A 14736-nucleotide genomic window follows, 5' to 3' on the forward strand; every position below is an offset into this window, starting at 1 on the left:
ACGGGCGGGAAAGCATCTCACCGTCCCGTTTTCGGCCGACCCGGTTGCGGGCGGCCGCACGGTGGGCTTCGCTGGTCACCGCTTCGGGGAGGAGCGGGGGAATATGACGCTGCGCATCGTGTTCGAACGGGACGACCTGCAACGTGTTCGGCTTGCCGAGGCTGCCGACCCGATGTGGGAGGTGGTGCTCAGCCTGCACCGGCTGCGCGATCGCGCAGCCGGTGCACATGGCCCCTGGCGGCATCGCGCCCGGCGCGCCCTGCGCAACCACGCCGAGTCGGTGGCGACACTGTTCACCCTGGTGCCGCAGCGGGGCGGCTTCCCGGACTTCCTCACCCCCGCGCGGACGGTGGCCGAGGTCGGGGCGGGATGTGAGGCGCTGGCCTGCGCCCGTCGCACCCAGCTGCGGGCCGACCTGGCCGCGACGTTCGCGCACCGTGCGGTGCCCCGGTGGGTCCGCGGGCTCGCCGACGGCGACGGCGGTGAGCTGCGCAGGGTGGTGAGCGCGGTACGGACCGTCTACGACGCGGTGGTGACGCCGCACGAGCAGACCTTCCGCGCGGCGGTCGCGGCCGACCGGGCCGCCCGGACCAGAACCCTCGCCACCGGCGGGGTGGGCGCGCTGCTGGCGTCGCTTCCCGCCGTGCGCGGCTGGGACGGCGAGACGCTGACCGTGGACTACCCGGCACCGCGCACGCTACGCCTCGCCGGCCGCGGGCTGACCCTGGTGCCGAGCCACTTCTGCGCGGGGAGCCCGGTCACCCTCGTCGACCCGGAGCTGCCGCCGGTACTGGTCTACCCGGCGAGCGCGTTCCGCGCGCCGGTGAGCGCGCCGGTCCCGGCCGGACTGGTGACGCTGCTCGGCCGGACGCGGGCGGAGAGCCTGAGCGCGCTGGCCGTCGCACGGACCACCAGCGCCCTGGCCGGCCACCTGGGCACCTCGGTCGGCACGGCCAGCCGCCAGGCCGCCGTGCTGCGCGACGCCGGGCTGATCACCAGCACCCGCCGGGGCGGCGCCGTCGTCCACCAGGTCACCCGCCTCGGCGCCGCCCTGCTCGGCGGCACTCACCCGGCTGACGGTTCCTGATCGTCGAGGCCCCTACCGGACCCGGTCCAGCAGGGCGAACAGGTTCTCCCAGTGGCGCTGCTCGGCGGCGGCGTCGTGGGCGGCCGTATCGGACATGGTGAACCCGTGCGGCGCGCCCTCGTACACCTCCGAGCGGTACCGGACTCCCGCACTGTCCAAAGCGGACTCCAGCATCCGGATCTGCTCGGCCGTCATGGCGTGGTCGTTGTCGGCGTGGGCGAAGTACGCCTCGCCGGTGATCGACCCCACCGCCAGGTGCGGGCTGTCCGGCTCGTCGGTCGCCAGCCTGCCGCCGTGGAAGCTGGCGACGGCCTTGATCCGGCCCGGGTGCGCCTCGATGGCCCGCAACGCGTTGAGACCGCCCATGCAGTACCCCACGACGACGACCGGCCCGGGATCGACACCGTCCTGCCGAGCGAAGAAGTCCAGGTACGCCTGGGTGTCCCTGCCGATGGCGGAGGTGTCCAGGTCGCGGATGAACGGCATGACCCGGCCGAAGACGGCCTCGCGCCGGTCTGGGTCTCCGATGTCGGCCAGGTCGAACTGCGGACACGGCCCGCCGCGGTAGAGGATGTTGGGCGCGAGCACCGCGTAGCCCCGCCCGGCGACCCGGTCGGCCATCTCGAACAGCCGCGGCCGCAGGCCGAACGCGTCCTCGAACAGCAGCACCCCGGGGTGCGGCCCGTCGCCGTCCGGGACCACGAGGTAGGAGTCGGCCGTCCCGTCCGCCGCCGGGACGTCCACCATTCGTCCGCGCATCAACGCACACCTTCCGGTCGAAGATCACCGCCGACGCCAGCATAGGCCGGACGGCCCGGCTGTGAGCACGACCACCTCCGCGTGAAGTTCGTAGTACGAACTAATATGGTTCGTTGTACGAACTTCATCGTAGAACTGGGGCGGAAAACATGTCGTATCGCGTTGTGGTCGTCGGCGGAGGCTATGGGGGCGCGGCGGTGGCGAAGGCCCTCGACGCCGACACCGACGTCGTCCTCGTCGAGCCGAAGGACGCGTTCGTGCACGCCGCCGGGTCGCTGCGGGCCCTGGTGCGCCCGGACTGGGCGGGCAACATCTTCTTTCCCTACGACCGGTTGCTCACCCGCGGCGAGGTGGTCCACGCCTACGCCACCGCGGCCGGCCCGGGGGAGGTCACGCTGTCGACCGGCGGGCGGCTGACCGCCGACGCCGTCGTGCTCGCCACCGGCTCCGGCTACCCGTTCCCCGCCAAGACCGACACCGACGTCACCAGCGAGGCACTGGACCGCATCCGCGCCACCCACGCCGAACTCGCCGGGGCGCGACGGGTGCTGATCACCGGCGCCGGCCCGGTCGGACTGGAACTGGCCGGGGAGATCACCGCCGGGTGGCCGGACAAGGAGGTGACCATCGTGGACCCGGCGACCGAACTGCTGCCGGGCTACCTGCCGCGGCTGCGTGCCGAACTGCACCGCCAGCTCGACGCACTCGGCGTACGGCTGCTGCTGGGCACCACGCTGACCGAACCGCCACCCGCCGATCCCGGTCAGGCCAAGACGTTCACCGCCGGCACCACCGGTGGCGAGGTGACCGCCGACATCTGGTTCCGCTGCCACGGCGTCCGGGTCGCGACCGGCTACCTCGACCGCGGCCTGCTGACCGCACGCGGGCAGGTCCGGGTCACCGGGAGCCTGACCGTGGCCGGGCACGACGGCCTGCACGCGGTCGGCGACCTCACCGACGTCGCCGAGCCCAAGATGGCGGCCAACGCGATGCGGCACGCGGAGGTGGTGGCGGGCAACATCGCGGCCAGGGCGCGGGGCGACCGGCCCACCGCCGTGTACCGGCCGTCGGCGGAACCGGCGATCCTGCTGCCACTGGGCCCGCACGGCGGGGTCGGGCAGGTCCCCGGCGAGGACGGCTCCGACCTGCTGCCCGCGGCGACGGTCGCCGAGTACAAGGGCCGGGACCTGCTCACCGGGCGGTTCGCCGAGCTGTTCGGCACCGGGTGACGCGCTCAGTCGAGGAAGACGGTCGGAACCTTGTTCGCCACGACGATCCGGCTCAGCAACTCGGCCAGCCTGCCGCGGTCACCGTCGCCGAGCCCGTCGGCCAGGGCCTCGACCCGCTTGCAGGTCTCGGCGTAGAACACCTCGACGAGTTCGCTGCCCTCCTCGGTGAGCGCGACCTGGACGGCACGCCCGTCCAGCGGGTCGGGCGTGCGGCGCACCAGCCCGCGCGCGACCATGCGGTCCACCAGCCCGGTCAGGCTCGACTTGGCCAGCCCGAGTGTCGCGCCCAGCTCGGTCATGCCGTACGGCTGCGCCATCAGCACGCACAGCACCTGTCCCTGCTGGGCGGTCAGGCCGTGCTCGCGGCTGGACTCGGCGTACACGGCGTCGACCAGGAACGCCGACCGCACCAGGGCGGTCGCGATGTTCATGCGCTCCTCGGTCCGGCCCACCCCGCCACGATACGCCAGGCGCTGTCACATTCCGGCGCGCTGCCGAGTCCTAGGTATGTCGAAGGGAGAACGGACAATGGCAACGCGGATCGTGGTGCTCGGCGCCGGCTATTCGGGACTGCTGGCCGCCAACCTCGCGGCACGTCGGACCAGCGCCGAGGTGACGCTCGTCAACGCCACCGACCGGTTCGTCGAACGGGTGCGGCTGCACCAGCTCGCCGCCGGGCAGCGGCTGCCGGACCGCCCGCTCGCCGACGTGGTCCACCGGCGGGTGAACCTCGTCGTGGACACCGTGACCGGCATCGATCCGGCCGGGCACGCCGTCCACCTCGCCGGCCGGCCGGAGCCACTGCGGTACGACACGCTGGTCTACGCGCTCGGCAGCCGCACCGACCTCACCTCGCTGCCCGGCGCGGCCGAGTACGCCTACGACGTGTCGGCGGCCGAGTCCGGCGAGCGGCTGGCCGCCCGGCTGCGCGACGCCGGAACCGTCGCGGTGGTGGGCGGCGGCCTGACCGGGATCGAGACCGCGGCGGAGCTCGCCGAGTCACACCCCCGGCTGAAGGTCCGGCTGGTCACCGGCGGCGACCTGGGCGCCGCGTTGTCGGCGAAGGGGCGCGCGCACCTGCGCAAAGCGTTCGCGCGGCTGGGTGTCGAGGTACGCGACCGGGCGCAGGTGACCGAGGTCCGCGCGGACGGGCTGCTGCTGGACGGCGACGAGCACCTCGCCGCCGACACGGTGGTCTGGACCACCGGGTTCACCGCGCCGGATCTGGCCGCCCGGGCCGGATTCGCCGTCGACGCAACTGGGCGGATGCTGGTGGACACCACGCTGCGGTCGGTGTCGCATCCGGACGTCTACGCCGTCGGCGACGCCGCCCGGGCGCGGGCGGTCACCGGCGTCGAGCTGCGGATGGCGTGCGCGACCGGACTCCCGTCGGCACAGCGGGTGGTGCGGGCGATCGCCGACCGGATGGCCGGCCGCGAGCCGGAACCGTTGCGGTTCCGCTACTTCAACCAGTGCATCAGCCTGGGCCGCCGGGACGCGCTCATCCAGTACGTCCGCGCCGACGACAGCCCGGTCGAGGCCGTGCTCACCGGCAGGCTCGCGGCGGTGTACAAGGAGACGATCGTGCGCGGGGCGTTCGCCGTGCAGCGGTTTCCGATGGTGCCGACCGCGATCGGCTGAGACCCGGCGTCCCTACTCGAACCGGGAGGTGTCCCCGGCGCCGCGGCGGACGATCTCCGGCTCGTCGGTGGAGAAGTCGATGACCGTGGTCGGCTCGACACCGCAGTCGCCGGAGTCGACGACCGCGTCCACGGAGTGATCGAGCAGTTCCTTGATCTCCCAGCCCTGCGTCATCGGCTCCTCCTGGCCGGGCAGCAGCAGGGTGCTCGACAGCAGCGGCTCACCCAGCTCGGCCAGCAGCGCCTGGGTCACCACGTGGTCGGGGATACGCACGCCGACGGTCTTCTTCTTCGGGTGCAGCAGCCGGCGCGGCACCTCCCTGGTGGCGGGCAGGATGAACGTGTACTGCCCGGGGGTGGCGGCCTTGACCGCGCGGAACACCGCGTTGCTGACGTGCACGAACTGCCCGAGCTGGGCGAAATCCTGGCACATCAGCGTGAAGTGGTGCCGGTCGTCGAGGTGGCGGATCTCCCGGATCCGGTCGATGCCCTCCTTGTTGCCCAGCTGGCACCCCAGCGCGAAGCAGGAGTCCGTCGGGTAGGCGATCAGCCGGTCCTGCCTGACCAGGTCGACCACCTGCCCGACCAGCCGCCGCTGCGGGTTGTCCGGATGCACGTCGAAGTACCTGGCCATGGGCAGACACCCTAGATCACGTCGGTCCAGAGGGCTCCGGCGGCGATGTGCCGGTGCCATTGGCGCAGCGCACGCATCCGCCGCACGCCGAGCGCACCGGCCAGCCGGTCGCCCCGCCGGTAGAGCGCGACGAAGCCGTCCGGCGACACCTCGCCGTGGACCACCCGCACCTCGTCGTGGCCACGCAGGTCGCCGAACGCCTGCAGTTTGAGGTCGTACTGGTCGGACCAGAAGTAGGGCACCGGCGTGAACGGATCACCGGCCTGCCCGGTGATCCGGCGGGCGACGTAGAGGCCCTGCTCCCCCGCGTTGGTCCGGTGTTCCAGCCGCATCCGCGTGCCGAACCCGGCGTGGAACCAGCTGGCGACGTCACCCACCGCGTAGACGCCCGGCGCGGCGGCGCAGTACTCGTCGCACACTAGGCCGTCCGAGCAGTCCAGGCCGCTGCCGTCGAGCCAGCCGGTGGCGGGCACCGACCCGATCGCCACGAGCACGAGGTCGGCGGCCAGCTCGGTGCCGTCGGTCAGCACGACCGACTCCACGGCGCCGCCCGCCGAGCCCAGCTCCCGCACCCCCGCGCCGGTCCGCAGCTCGACGCCGTTGGCGCGGTGCAGGCCGGCCAGCATGGTGCCGACCCGCTCCCCCACCGCGGCCGCCAGTGGCACCGGCTGCGGCTCCACCACGGTGACCCGGCAGCCCAGTCCGGCCGCCGAGCAGGCGACCTCGCAGCCGAGAAATCCGGCGCCGACGATCACCACCCGCCGCCCCGGCTCCAGCCCGGCCCGCAGCGTGGCGGTGTCGGCCAGCGTCCGCAGGGTGTGCACACCCCGCAGCCCCTCGGTTCCGGGCAGGGTGCGCGGGGCGACGCCGGTGGCGACCACGAGCGTGCCGAACGGCAGCACGTCACCGTCGGCCAGGGTGACGGTCCGGGCGGTCAGGTCGGCGGCGACAGCGGGCAGCCCGGTGCGCAGGTCCGCCGCGTCCTCGCACAGCCGGACCCGGTCGGGCTGCCAGTCGCCGCGCAGCACCTCCTTGGACAGCGGCGGGCGGTCGTAGGGCAGCTCGGACTCGGCACCCACCCAGGTCAGCGGGCCGGAGAACCCGTTACGCCGCAACCCTTCCACCGTCGCCAAGCCGGCGGCACCGGCGCCGACCACGACCACCGGGTTCACGCGGCGCCCCCGGTGTGCGCGGCGATCAGCTCACCGATCCGCCGCGGTAGCCCCGGCGCGAAGAAGCCGTGTCCCATGCCCTGCTCGATGTGCAGGCGCGCACCCGGGATGGCGCCGGCCAGCGCCTCGGCGTGGGCGGGCTGGTAGAGCGGGTCGTGGGTGCCGTGGACGACCAGCGCCGGCGCGGTGACGGCGTCCAGCGACGCCTGCCGTGCCTCGGTCATCTCCCGCCCGGCCAGGTCGTGCTGGCCGGCCTTGTCCGGGTCGCGCGCGCGGTCGCGGGCCAGCTCGACGTTCGCCCTGGCCGCCTGCTCGTCGAAGGGCAGGCCGTCGCCGTGCAGCAGGCGCACCGCGGCGAGGTCGGCGTCGGCCTCCGGCGGGCCGGACCGCATCCGCATGGCCATCTCCAGGAACTCCGGGGTGGGCGGTGGCAGCTGGTCGGGATCCGGCGCCTGCCCGGCCAGGGCCCGCTCCCACACCGGAGCGGGGTTGAACGACATCAGCGAGGTCATGATCGTCGTCAGCGTCCGCACCCGCTCCGGCCGGTGCACGGCGAGCAGCTGGCCGAGCGCGCCACCCAGCGAGGCTCCGACGACGTGCGCGGCGCCGACGTCCCAGCCGTCCAGCACCGCGACACAGTCGGCGGCCATGTCGTCCAGGGTGTACGGGTCGGTGCCGAAGTCGACGCTGTCGGACCTGCCGGTGTCGCGGTGGTCGAACCGCAGCACCTGCCGCCCGGCTCCGGTCAGTGCCCGCACCAGGTCGTCGGGCCAGCCGATCGACTGGGTGGCCGTGCCCATGACGAGCAGCACCACCGGGTCGCCTGGTTCACCGAAGCGCTCGGTCCACAGGCTCAGCCCGGCGGACTCGACGTCGCGTGTCTCACCTCGCAGCATGCCGGCCACGCTACCGATCTGCGGCGAGCACGTCCTCCAGGCGATCGAGGCCGGCCGCCCAGCCTGCCTTCACGGCGACGGCGGTGTCCTCGTCGCCAACGATGTTGGTGAACACCAGCAGGCATCCCGCGCCGTCCGGGTGGAGTTCCCAGCGCAGCGTCTCACCGTCCCATGTGTACTCCAGCAGCCGGGGCGGATCACAGCGGACGACCGTGCCCTCCCCGTCGGGCATGCCCTCCGCCGCGAACCGCAGGGCGGCTCCCGGCGTGAAGTCGAGCCGGGAACGGTCGTAGTCCAGGATGTCGACGAACCACTCCCGGAGCAGGCCGGTCTCGGTGAGCGCCCGCCACACCTTGGCCGCCGGGTGGGTCAGGCGGCGTTCGAACCGGACGGCGAACCGGCCGTCCTCGTGGACCCGCAGTTGTCCAGCCATGCCCGCATCGTACATTCCAGCTCAGCAATATTGCCAGTCAGGAATGTACGGCGTTCTCCGCGCGATCCAGCAGCAGCGCCCGCTCCCGCTCGTTGCGGGTCAGCTCCGCGGCCCGTTCGAACTCGGCGCGGGCCTCCGCTGTGCGGCCCAGCTTCGCCAGCAGGTCGCCACGCACGCTGGGCAGCAGGTGGTACTTCGCCATCGCCGGGTCCCCGGCCAGGGAGTCGACCAGCTCCAGCCCGGCGGCCGGACCGCGGGCCATGGACACCGCCACCGCACGGTTGAGCTCGACCACCGGCGACGGCGACAGCCGCGCCAGCACGGCGTAGAGCGCCGCGATCTGGTCCCAGTCGGTCTCCTCGGCCGTGCGGGCACGGGCGTGACAGGCCGCGATGGCCGCCTGCAGGGTGTACGACCCGACCGGCACGCCGGTGGCCTCGGCCCGCCGCAGCGCGGCCAGGCCACGCCGGATCAGCAGCTGGTCCCAGCGGCCGCGGTTCTGGTCGAGCAGCAGCACCGGCTCGCCGTCCGGGCCGATCCTGGCCCGCAGCCGGGACGCCTGGATCTCCATCAGCGCGACCAGGCCGTGGACCTCGGGCTCCTTCGGCGCCAGCTCGGCGAGGACGCGCCCGAGCCGCAGCGCCTCGGCACACAGCGACGGCCGGACCCAGTCCTGCCCCGCCGTCGCCGAGTAGCCCTCGTTGAAGATCAGGTAGACGACCTCGAGGACGTCGCCGAGGCGGGTCGCCAGCTCCTCACCCTCGGGCACCTCGAACGGCACCTTCTTCTTGGCCAGCGTCCGCTTGGCCCGCACGATGCGCTGCGCGACGGTCGACTCGGGCACCAGGAACGCCCTGGCGATCTCGTCGGTGGTGAGGCCGCCGAGCAGGCGCAGCGTGAGCGCGACCCGGGCCTCGGTGGACAGCACCGGGTGGCAGGAGGTGAACACCAGCCGCAGCAGGTCGTCGCCGATCTGGTCGTCGAGTGCCTCGGCGATGTCGTCCTCGGACGGCTGCGGCGAGGTCTCCAGGTCCCTGCCCAGCTCGACGAGCTTGCGGTCCAGGTTCTCCCGCCTGCGGAAGCCGTCGATCGCACGGCGCTTGGCGACGGCCATCAGCCAGGCGCCCGGGTTCTTCGGGACGCCCGTCTCCGGCCACTGTTCGAGCGCGGACACCAGCGCGTCCTGGGCGAGTTCCTCGGCGAGCCCGACGTCGTGGACCATGCGGGCGAGGCCGGCGATGAGGCGGGCGGACTCGATCCGCCACACCGCCTCGATCGCCGGCCGCGCGTCGGTCTGTGCTGTCACGGGGCACATCAGAGCAGGTGGCACCCCACGCGGCAAGTACCGTCAGCGCTGCCCGGCGGATTCCCGCAGCCTGCCGACCCGCTCGCGTACCTCCGGCGTGGCGGCCTCGCCGAAGTCGTCGACCTCCGCGACCCGGCGGATCTCGATCTCGGTGTCGCGCACCGGGACGCGCTTGACCCACTCGACGGCCTCCGCCTTCGAGGAGACCTCGAGCAGCCAGAACCCGGCGACCAGCTCCGTGGCCTCGGTGAAGGGCCCGTCCACGACCGAGGGGCTGTCGCCGGTGAAGCGCACCTTCGCGCCGTGGGAGCTGGCCAGCAGCCCCTCGCCGCCGAGCAGGACGCCCGCCTTCACCAGCTGCTCGTTGAACTCGTTCATCCGGACCAGGTCCTCGCTGCTCGGCAGCGCGCCCGCCTCGGTGTTCTCGTCGGACTTCAGGATGACCATGAACCGCATACCCGTCTCCTCTCCAGGGCCCTGTCACCGGTGCGTCGAACACGCCGCACCCGATTCGACACCTCCGCGGCCGCTTTTTCTGGCACCCTTCGGTACGTGCGTTACCTGCTGATGATCTGCGGTGAGCCGCCCGACTCGGACCTGCCGGCCGAGGAGCTGTACCCGGACGGGTGCGGGGGCTGGAGCGAGGAGATGGAGCGCCGCGGCATCGTGGTCGGCGGCGCGGGGCTGGGCCCGGCCAGCGAGGCGGCCACGGTCCGGGTGCGCGACGGCGAGGTTCTGGTGTCCGACGGGCCGTTCGCGGAGACCAAGGAACAGATCGGCGGCTACTGCGTGATCGAGTGCGCCGACCTGGACGAGGCGCTGGAGGTGGCGGCGAAGCACCCGTTCGCCCGGCTGGGCAGCGTCGAAGTGAGGCCGGTCGAGGCCTGACCCGCCGAAGTGTGCTGGACTGGCCGTATGGCGAACGCGGAACAGGTCGTGCTGCTGGACGAGCGGGGCGAGGCGCTGGGCAGCGCGGACAAGGCCGAGGTGCACCACCGGGACACGCCGCTGCACCTGGCCTTCTCCGCCTACGTGTTCGACGAGGACGGCCGGTTCCTGCTGACCCGGCGGGCCGGGGTGAAGAAGACCTGGCCGGGAGTGTGGACGAACAGCTGCTGTGGCCACCCGGCGCCGGGCGAGCCGATGGCAGGCGCCGTGCGGCGCAGGCTCCGCGACGAGCTGGGGCTGGCGGCGTCGGCGGTGGAGCTGGTGCTGCCCCGGTTCCGCTACCGGGCGGTGATGGACAACGGCGTGGTGGAGAACGAGCTGTGCCCGGTGTGGCGGGTCACCGCCGACGGGCAGCCCGACCCCGATCCCGCGGAGGTCGACGACTGGAGCTGGGTCGACTGGGAGGAGCTGGTCACCGGCGTGTCCGCCGGGGCGAGGCAGGTGTCGCCGTGGTGCCGGGAGCAGCTGGCCGAGCTGGGCCGCCTGGACGTCGACCCCAGGATGTGGCCGTCCGCGCCCGCCGACCAGCTGCCCCCCGCCGCGGTCTACTAGGTGCCAAGCACCTCGGCGGCCAGGGCGGTGCCCTCGACGCGGGCGCGGATCTTGGCGAACGCCGTGTCGCGTGAGGTGGAGGTGTCGTCGGCGAACGGCGAGAACCCGCAATCGTCGCAGGTGCCGAGCCGGTCCGGCGGGATGAACTCGGCGGCCTCCAGCACCCGGTCGCGTACCTGCCCGGGGGTCTCGACGACCGGGTCGATCGGGTCGGTCACGCCGACGAAGATCCGCTGGTCCGCGCGGGCGTGATCACGCACGATCCCCAGCACCCGGCGCCGGTCGGGCTCGCTGGCCAGTTGGAGGTAGACCCGTCCGGCCCGCAGTGCGAACAGCGACGGCAGCAGGCCGGCGTAGTCGACGTCCAGGCTGTGCACGGAGTCCTGGTCGCCACCGGGGCAGGTGTGCACGCCGATGCGGGCGCGCTCCTCGCCGGTGAACCGGTCGAGCACGCGGTTGTTGATGTCCACGAACGACCGCAGCAGGCCACCCGAGGGGTCCAGCTTGAGCGACAGCCTGCCCTCGGTGAAGTCGAGCTGCACGCTGGCGGCACCGGCGTCGAGGCAGCGGCGGATGTCCTGCTCGGCCTGGTCGGTGAGGTCGTCGAGGAACGCCTCCCGCGGATAGCCGTCGATCCCCCCGGCCGGGTAGAGCAGGCTCAGCGCGGACGGGGCGATCACCGCCTGCTTGACCGGGACGGACGAGACGGCGGCCGCCGCGCGGTAGTACCGCTCGGCGAAGACCTGGTAGCGGAACGGCCCGGCGGTCAGCGCGGGCAGCTGCCGGGTGTGGCCGTCGGCGAAGGGCACCACTGGGCCGTCCGGGGACAGCGTGGCGAGGCCGTCCACCGGGTAGGTGAGGAAGCTGGGCTTGGTCTGTTCGCCGTCGGTGATGACCGGTGAGCCGGTCTCGGTGAACAGCTTGACGGTCTCCCGCAGCGCGCGGTCCCGCAGTTCGGCGAGCGCGGCCTCGCCGACGCCGCCGGCGAGGCCGTCGAGCAGGTACCGCGGGCGGGGAATGCTGCCGATCGGTTCGGTGTCCAGCGCCATCGTGTCTACCTCCCGGTTGTCTGGTTGGAGGATGACGGACGCGGGCGCGCTAGTCGTCTCTCATCGTGCGCAGCTGGCCGGTCAGTTCCGCCCAGGCCAGCTCGGTGTCCGGTGTGCGGTCGTGCGGTTCCCGGAACCAGCCGACGAAGGTCGCCAGGTCGTCGAGCCGCCAGCGCAGGCGGTACAGCCGCAGCGCGAGCGGGTCGGGCCGGTGGCCGGTCAGCCGGGCGTAGTGGTCGAGGTCGGCGGGTTCGGGGGCGGCCAGCCACAGGTCGCGCTCGGGCGGGGCAAGGCCGGCGGTGTCCCAGTCGATGAGGTGGGCGTGGTCACCGTTCCACAGCAGATTGCCGGGGTGGGGTTCGCCATGGGTGACGACCCGCGGCGCGTCCGCCGTCGCCGCGGCCAGCTCGTCGAGTTCGGCACGCAGGGCCCGCAGCGCGCGGGCGCTGCCGGTGAGCAGCTCCCTCGCCGGTTCGGCGAACGGCCCGCCGGTCCACGGGCGGTCCAGATCGCCGAGCGCGGTGTCCAGTGTGGACAACGTGGGCGGGTGCGGGCCGGCCACCGGGGTGCCGGCCGGCGCCGGGGCACCGTGCAGGCGGGCGAGCATCTCGACGACGGTGCGGCGGCGGGCGGCGGGCAGGGTGTCGCCGAAGTCGCCCGCGGTGCCGTCGACATGCGCGAAGACGGTCAGCGCGTACCGGTCGCCGACCCGGCGGGCCAGTTCCCCGTACGGTGCGACGACGAAACCGAGGCCGAGCGCGGCCGACGTGGCCAGCGCCGCCCGCAGCCCGCGCCACGTGTTCTCGACACCGGTCCCGCAGTGGGGTTTGGCGCCGAGGTCGGCCAGGGTGAGAAACCAGCGCCCGCCCCGCCGGTCGGTGGCCGCCCAGTGGTGGTCGCCGTACCCGACCGGCAGGTGCTCGACGGTGGCGTCGATGTCCCAGTCCCGCAATGCCGCCACGATGTCGGCGTCGTGGATCCCGCCGGGCCGATCATGCATGGGGCCACGTTAGTCAGCCGGAACGCGTGAAGGCCACCGCGTTTACGGTGGCCTTCACGAGCGGTACGCGGATCGGTCAGTGGTGGATGGCCTTCTCCGCGCCCGCACCGGTGAGCGAGCGGACCTCCATCTCGGCGTACTTGGCCTTGTTGTGTTCCTTGGACAGAACCGTGCCCAGCCAGCCGAGGAAGAACGACACCGGGATCGACACCAGGCCGGGGTTCTGCAGCGGGAACCAGTGGAAGTCCACGCCCTTGATCATGGACTTCGCCGTCCCGGACACCGCGGGCGAGAACACGATCAGCACCACCGTGACGATCAGCCCGCCGTAGATCGACCACAGCGCGCCGCTGGTGTTGAACCGCTTCCAGAACAGCGAGTACAGGATCGTCGGCAGGTTCGCCGACGCCGCCACCGCGAACGCCAGGGCGACCAGGAACGCGACGTTCTGGTCCTTGGCCAGGATGCCGCCGACGATGGCGACCGCGCCGATCACCAGCGCGGTGATGCGGGCGACCTTGACCTCCGCGTCGGGCTTGATCTCCTTGTCCTTCTTGATGACGTTGGCGTACACGTCGTGGGCGAACGACGCCGACGCGGTGATCGTCAGCCCGGCGACGACGGCCAGGATCGTGGCGAACGCGACGGCAGCGATGAACCCGAGCATCACCGGCCCGCCCAGTTCCAGCGCCAGCAGCGGCGCGGCGGAGTTCTCGCCGCCGGGTGCCTTGCTGATCCGGTCCTTGCCGACCAGCGCCGCGGCGCCGTAACCGAGCACCAGGGTGAACAGGTAGAACAGTCCGATGAGGACGATGGCCCAGACCACCGAGCGGCGGGCGTCCTTGGCGGTGGGCACGGTGTAGAACCGCATCAGCACGTGCGGCAGGCCTGCGGTGCCCAGCACCAGCGCGATACCCAGCGACAGGAAGTCGACCTTCGACGTCTCCGAGACGCCGTAGCGGGCACCCGGGTTGAGCAGCGCCTCGCCACCGGAGCCGACCCGGTCGACGGCCGCGCCCAGCAGCTCGGACAGGTTGAACCCGTGCATGGCCAGCACGATCACGGTCATCACGGCGGCGCCCGCGATCAGCAGCACGGCCTTGATGATCTGCACCCAGGTGGTGCCCTTCATGCCGCCGACCAGCACGTACAGGATCATCACGACGCCGACGACCGCGATCACCACGGCCTGGCCGACACCGCTGGAGATGCCCAGCAGCAACGACACCAGGATGCCAGCACCGGCCATCTGGGCCAGCAGGTAGAAGAACGACACGGCCAGCGTCGACGTGGCCGCCGCGGCGCGGACCGGCCGCTGGCGCATGCGGAACGCCAGCACGTCGCCCATCGTGAACTTGCCGGTGTTGCGCAGCAGCTCGGCGACCAGCAGCAGCGCGACCAGCCACGCCACCAGGAAGCCGATCGAGTACAGGAACCCGTCGTAGCCGTACAGGGCGATGGCACCGGCGATGCCGAGGAACGAGGCCGCCGACAGGTAGTCACCGGCGATGGCCACGCCGTTCTGCGGTCCGGAGAACGCCCGCCCGGCGGCGTAGTAGTCCGAGGCCGTCTTGGTGTTGCGGCTGGCCCGGAACACGACCACCAGCGTGATCACCACGAACGCCGCGAAGATCGAGATGTTCAGGACCGGGTTGGAGCCCTGGACTCCCTGTGTGAGCACGCTCATTTCGCCTCCCCCTCGATGTCCTCACGGATCCGGTCGGCGACCGGGTCGAGCTTGCGGTTGGCGTGACGCACGTAGAGCCAGGTGATCAGGAACGTGGAGACGAACTGCAGCAGCCCGAACACCAGGCCGACGTTGATGTTGCCGATCAGCTTGGTCGACATGAACCCGTGCGCGTAGTCGGCCAGCACCACGTAGAGCAGGTACCAGCCGAGGAACAGCACCGTCATCGGGAAGACGAACGTGCGCAGTCGGCGTCGCAGCTGGGTGAACTCCGGACCGGACTGGATCTTCTCCCAGTCCACGGCGTCCTCCGGCGGCCCGACGGCGGGGTCGGAGCGGGTCAC

At 72.5% G+C, this 14736-nt stretch carries 17 protein-coding genes; 5 read left to right on the forward strand and 12 right to left on the reverse strand.

All coding sequences use genetic code 11. The features are described from left to right. Positions 1–103: 103 nt before the first annotated feature. Entirely contained in the window at positions 104–1087 is a 984-nt protein-coding gene (locus EWH70_RS33075; protein WP_130479519.1) for a winged helix-turn-helix domain-containing protein, read from the forward strand. A gap of 12 nt (positions 1088–1099) precedes the next feature. Here the strand turns inward: EWH70_RS33075 and EWH70_RS33080 are convergent, their stop codons facing one another. Beyond that, a complete protein-coding gene (locus EWH70_RS33080; RefSeq protein ID WP_130479520.1) occupies positions 1100–1846 on the reverse strand; it encodes a dienelactone hydrolase family protein in 747 nt (248 codons plus the stop codon). A 149-nt stretch (positions 1847–1995) separates the two neighbouring features. Here EWH70_RS33080 and EWH70_RS33085 point away from each other — a divergent pair, with 149 nt between their 5' ends. Next, positions 1996–3075, forward strand: a complete 1080-nt coding sequence (locus EWH70_RS33085) for an FAD-dependent oxidoreductase (protein WP_130479521.1) — start codon at positions 1996–1998, stop codon at positions 3073–3075. A gap of 5 nt (positions 3076–3080) precedes the next feature. On the opposite strand, the gene EWH70_RS33090 is transcribed toward EWH70_RS33085, so the two are convergent. Then, positions 3081–3506: a MarR family winged helix-turn-helix transcriptional regulator gene (locus EWH70_RS33090; protein ID WP_130479586.1), complete on the reverse strand. Its 426-nt coding sequence runs from the start codon at positions 3504–3506 to the stop codon at positions 3081–3083. 97 nt (positions 3507–3603) lie between these two features. Here EWH70_RS33090 and EWH70_RS33095 point away from each other — a divergent pair, with 97 nt between their 5' ends. Then, the gene (locus EWH70_RS33095) at positions 3604–4716 is read left to right on the forward strand and encodes an NAD(P)/FAD-dependent oxidoreductase (RefSeq protein ID WP_205669357.1); all 1113 of its coding nucleotides are present in this window, start codon (positions 3604–3606) and stop codon (positions 4714–4716) included. A 12-nt stretch (positions 4717–4728) separates the two neighbouring features. Here EWH70_RS33095 and EWH70_RS33100 read toward each other — a convergent pair whose 3' ends face one another. Genes EWH70_RS33100 through EWH70_RS33125 form a run of 6 tightly spaced genes read right to left on the reverse strand, consistent with a single transcriptional unit; the run spans position 4729 to position 9612 of the window. Continuing rightward, positions 4729–5349: an L-threonylcarbamoyladenylate synthase gene (locus tag EWH70_RS33100; RefSeq protein ID WP_130479522.1), complete on the reverse strand. Its 621-nt coding sequence runs from the start codon at positions 5347–5349 to the stop codon at positions 4729–4731. A gap of 11 nt (positions 5350–5360) precedes the next feature. Further along, the gene (locus EWH70_RS33105) at positions 5361–6521 is read right to left on the reverse strand and encodes an NAD(P)/FAD-dependent oxidoreductase (protein WP_130479523.1); all 1161 of its coding nucleotides are present in this window, start codon (positions 6519–6521) and stop codon (positions 5361–5363) included. Beyond that, positions 6518–7417 (reverse strand): alpha/beta fold hydrolase, encoded by a 900-nt coding sequence (locus EWH70_RS33110; RefSeq protein WP_130479524.1) that lies wholly within the window; start codon positions 7415–7417, stop codon positions 6518–6520. The genes EWH70_RS33105 and EWH70_RS33110 overlap by 4 nt, the downstream gene beginning before the upstream one ends. A 10-nt stretch (positions 7418–7427) precedes the next feature. Then, positions 7428–7850, reverse strand: coding sequence for an SRPBCC domain-containing protein (locus EWH70_RS33115; RefSeq protein WP_130479525.1), 423 nt, complete (start codon positions 7848–7850; stop codon positions 7428–7430). Positions 7851–7887: 37 nt separating this feature from the next. Next, positions 7888–9165, reverse strand: a complete 1278-nt coding sequence (locus EWH70_RS33120; protein ID WP_130479526.1) for an RNA polymerase sigma factor — start codon at positions 9163–9165, stop codon at positions 7888–7890. 33 nt (positions 9166–9198) lie between these two features. Next, positions 9199–9612 (reverse strand): YciI family protein, encoded by a 414-nt coding sequence (locus tag EWH70_RS33125; protein ID WP_130479527.1) that lies wholly within the window; start codon positions 9610–9612, stop codon positions 9199–9201. A 96-nt stretch (positions 9613–9708) separates the two neighbouring features. Between EWH70_RS33125 and EWH70_RS33130 the strand changes: the two genes are divergently transcribed. Both EWH70_RS33130 and idi read left to right on the forward strand, forming a co-directional pair. After that, positions 9709–10044: a YciI family protein gene (locus tag EWH70_RS33130; protein WP_130479528.1), complete on the forward strand. Its 336-nt coding sequence runs from the start codon at positions 9709–9711 to the stop codon at positions 10042–10044. Positions 10045–10071: 27 nt separating this feature from the next. Next, the gene (gene idi, locus EWH70_RS33135; RefSeq protein ID WP_130479529.1) at positions 10072–10656 is read left to right on the forward strand and encodes an isopentenyl-diphosphate Delta-isomerase; all 585 of its coding nucleotides are present in this window, start codon (positions 10072–10074) and stop codon (positions 10654–10656) included. Here the strand turns inward: idi and EWH70_RS33140 are convergent. From EWH70_RS33140 to EWH70_RS33155, 4 genes are all read right to left on the reverse strand, one after another. After that, on the reverse strand, positions 10653–11705 hold the full coding sequence (locus EWH70_RS33140; protein WP_130479530.1) for a cobalamin-independent methionine synthase II family protein: 1053 nt from the start codon (positions 11703–11705) through the stop codon (positions 10653–10655). The two genes, idi and EWH70_RS33140, sit on opposite strands and share 4 nt — an antisense overlap. Before the next feature lie 49 nt (positions 11706–11754). Continuing rightward, positions 11755–12705, reverse strand: coding sequence for a phosphotransferase (locus EWH70_RS33145; protein WP_240687358.1), 951 nt, complete (start codon positions 12703–12705; stop codon positions 11755–11757). Positions 12706–12781: 76 nt separating this feature from the next. Next, positions 12782–14392: a solute symporter family protein gene (locus EWH70_RS33150; protein WP_130479531.1), complete on the reverse strand. Its 1611-nt coding sequence runs from the start codon at positions 14390–14392 to the stop codon at positions 12782–12784. Beyond that, entirely contained in the window at positions 14389–14694 is a 306-nt protein-coding gene (locus tag EWH70_RS33155) for a DUF485 domain-containing protein (RefSeq protein WP_420809116.1), read from the reverse strand. The genes EWH70_RS33150 and EWH70_RS33155 overlap by 4 nt, the downstream gene beginning before the upstream one ends. Between the last annotated feature and the right edge of the window lie 42 nt (positions 14695–14736).

The sequence above is a fragment of the Amycolatopsis suaedae genome (genome assembly GCF_004214935.1).
Taxonomy (GTDB): domain Bacteria; phylum Actinomycetota; class Actinomycetes; order Mycobacteriales; family Pseudonocardiaceae; genus Amycolatopsis; species Amycolatopsis suaedae.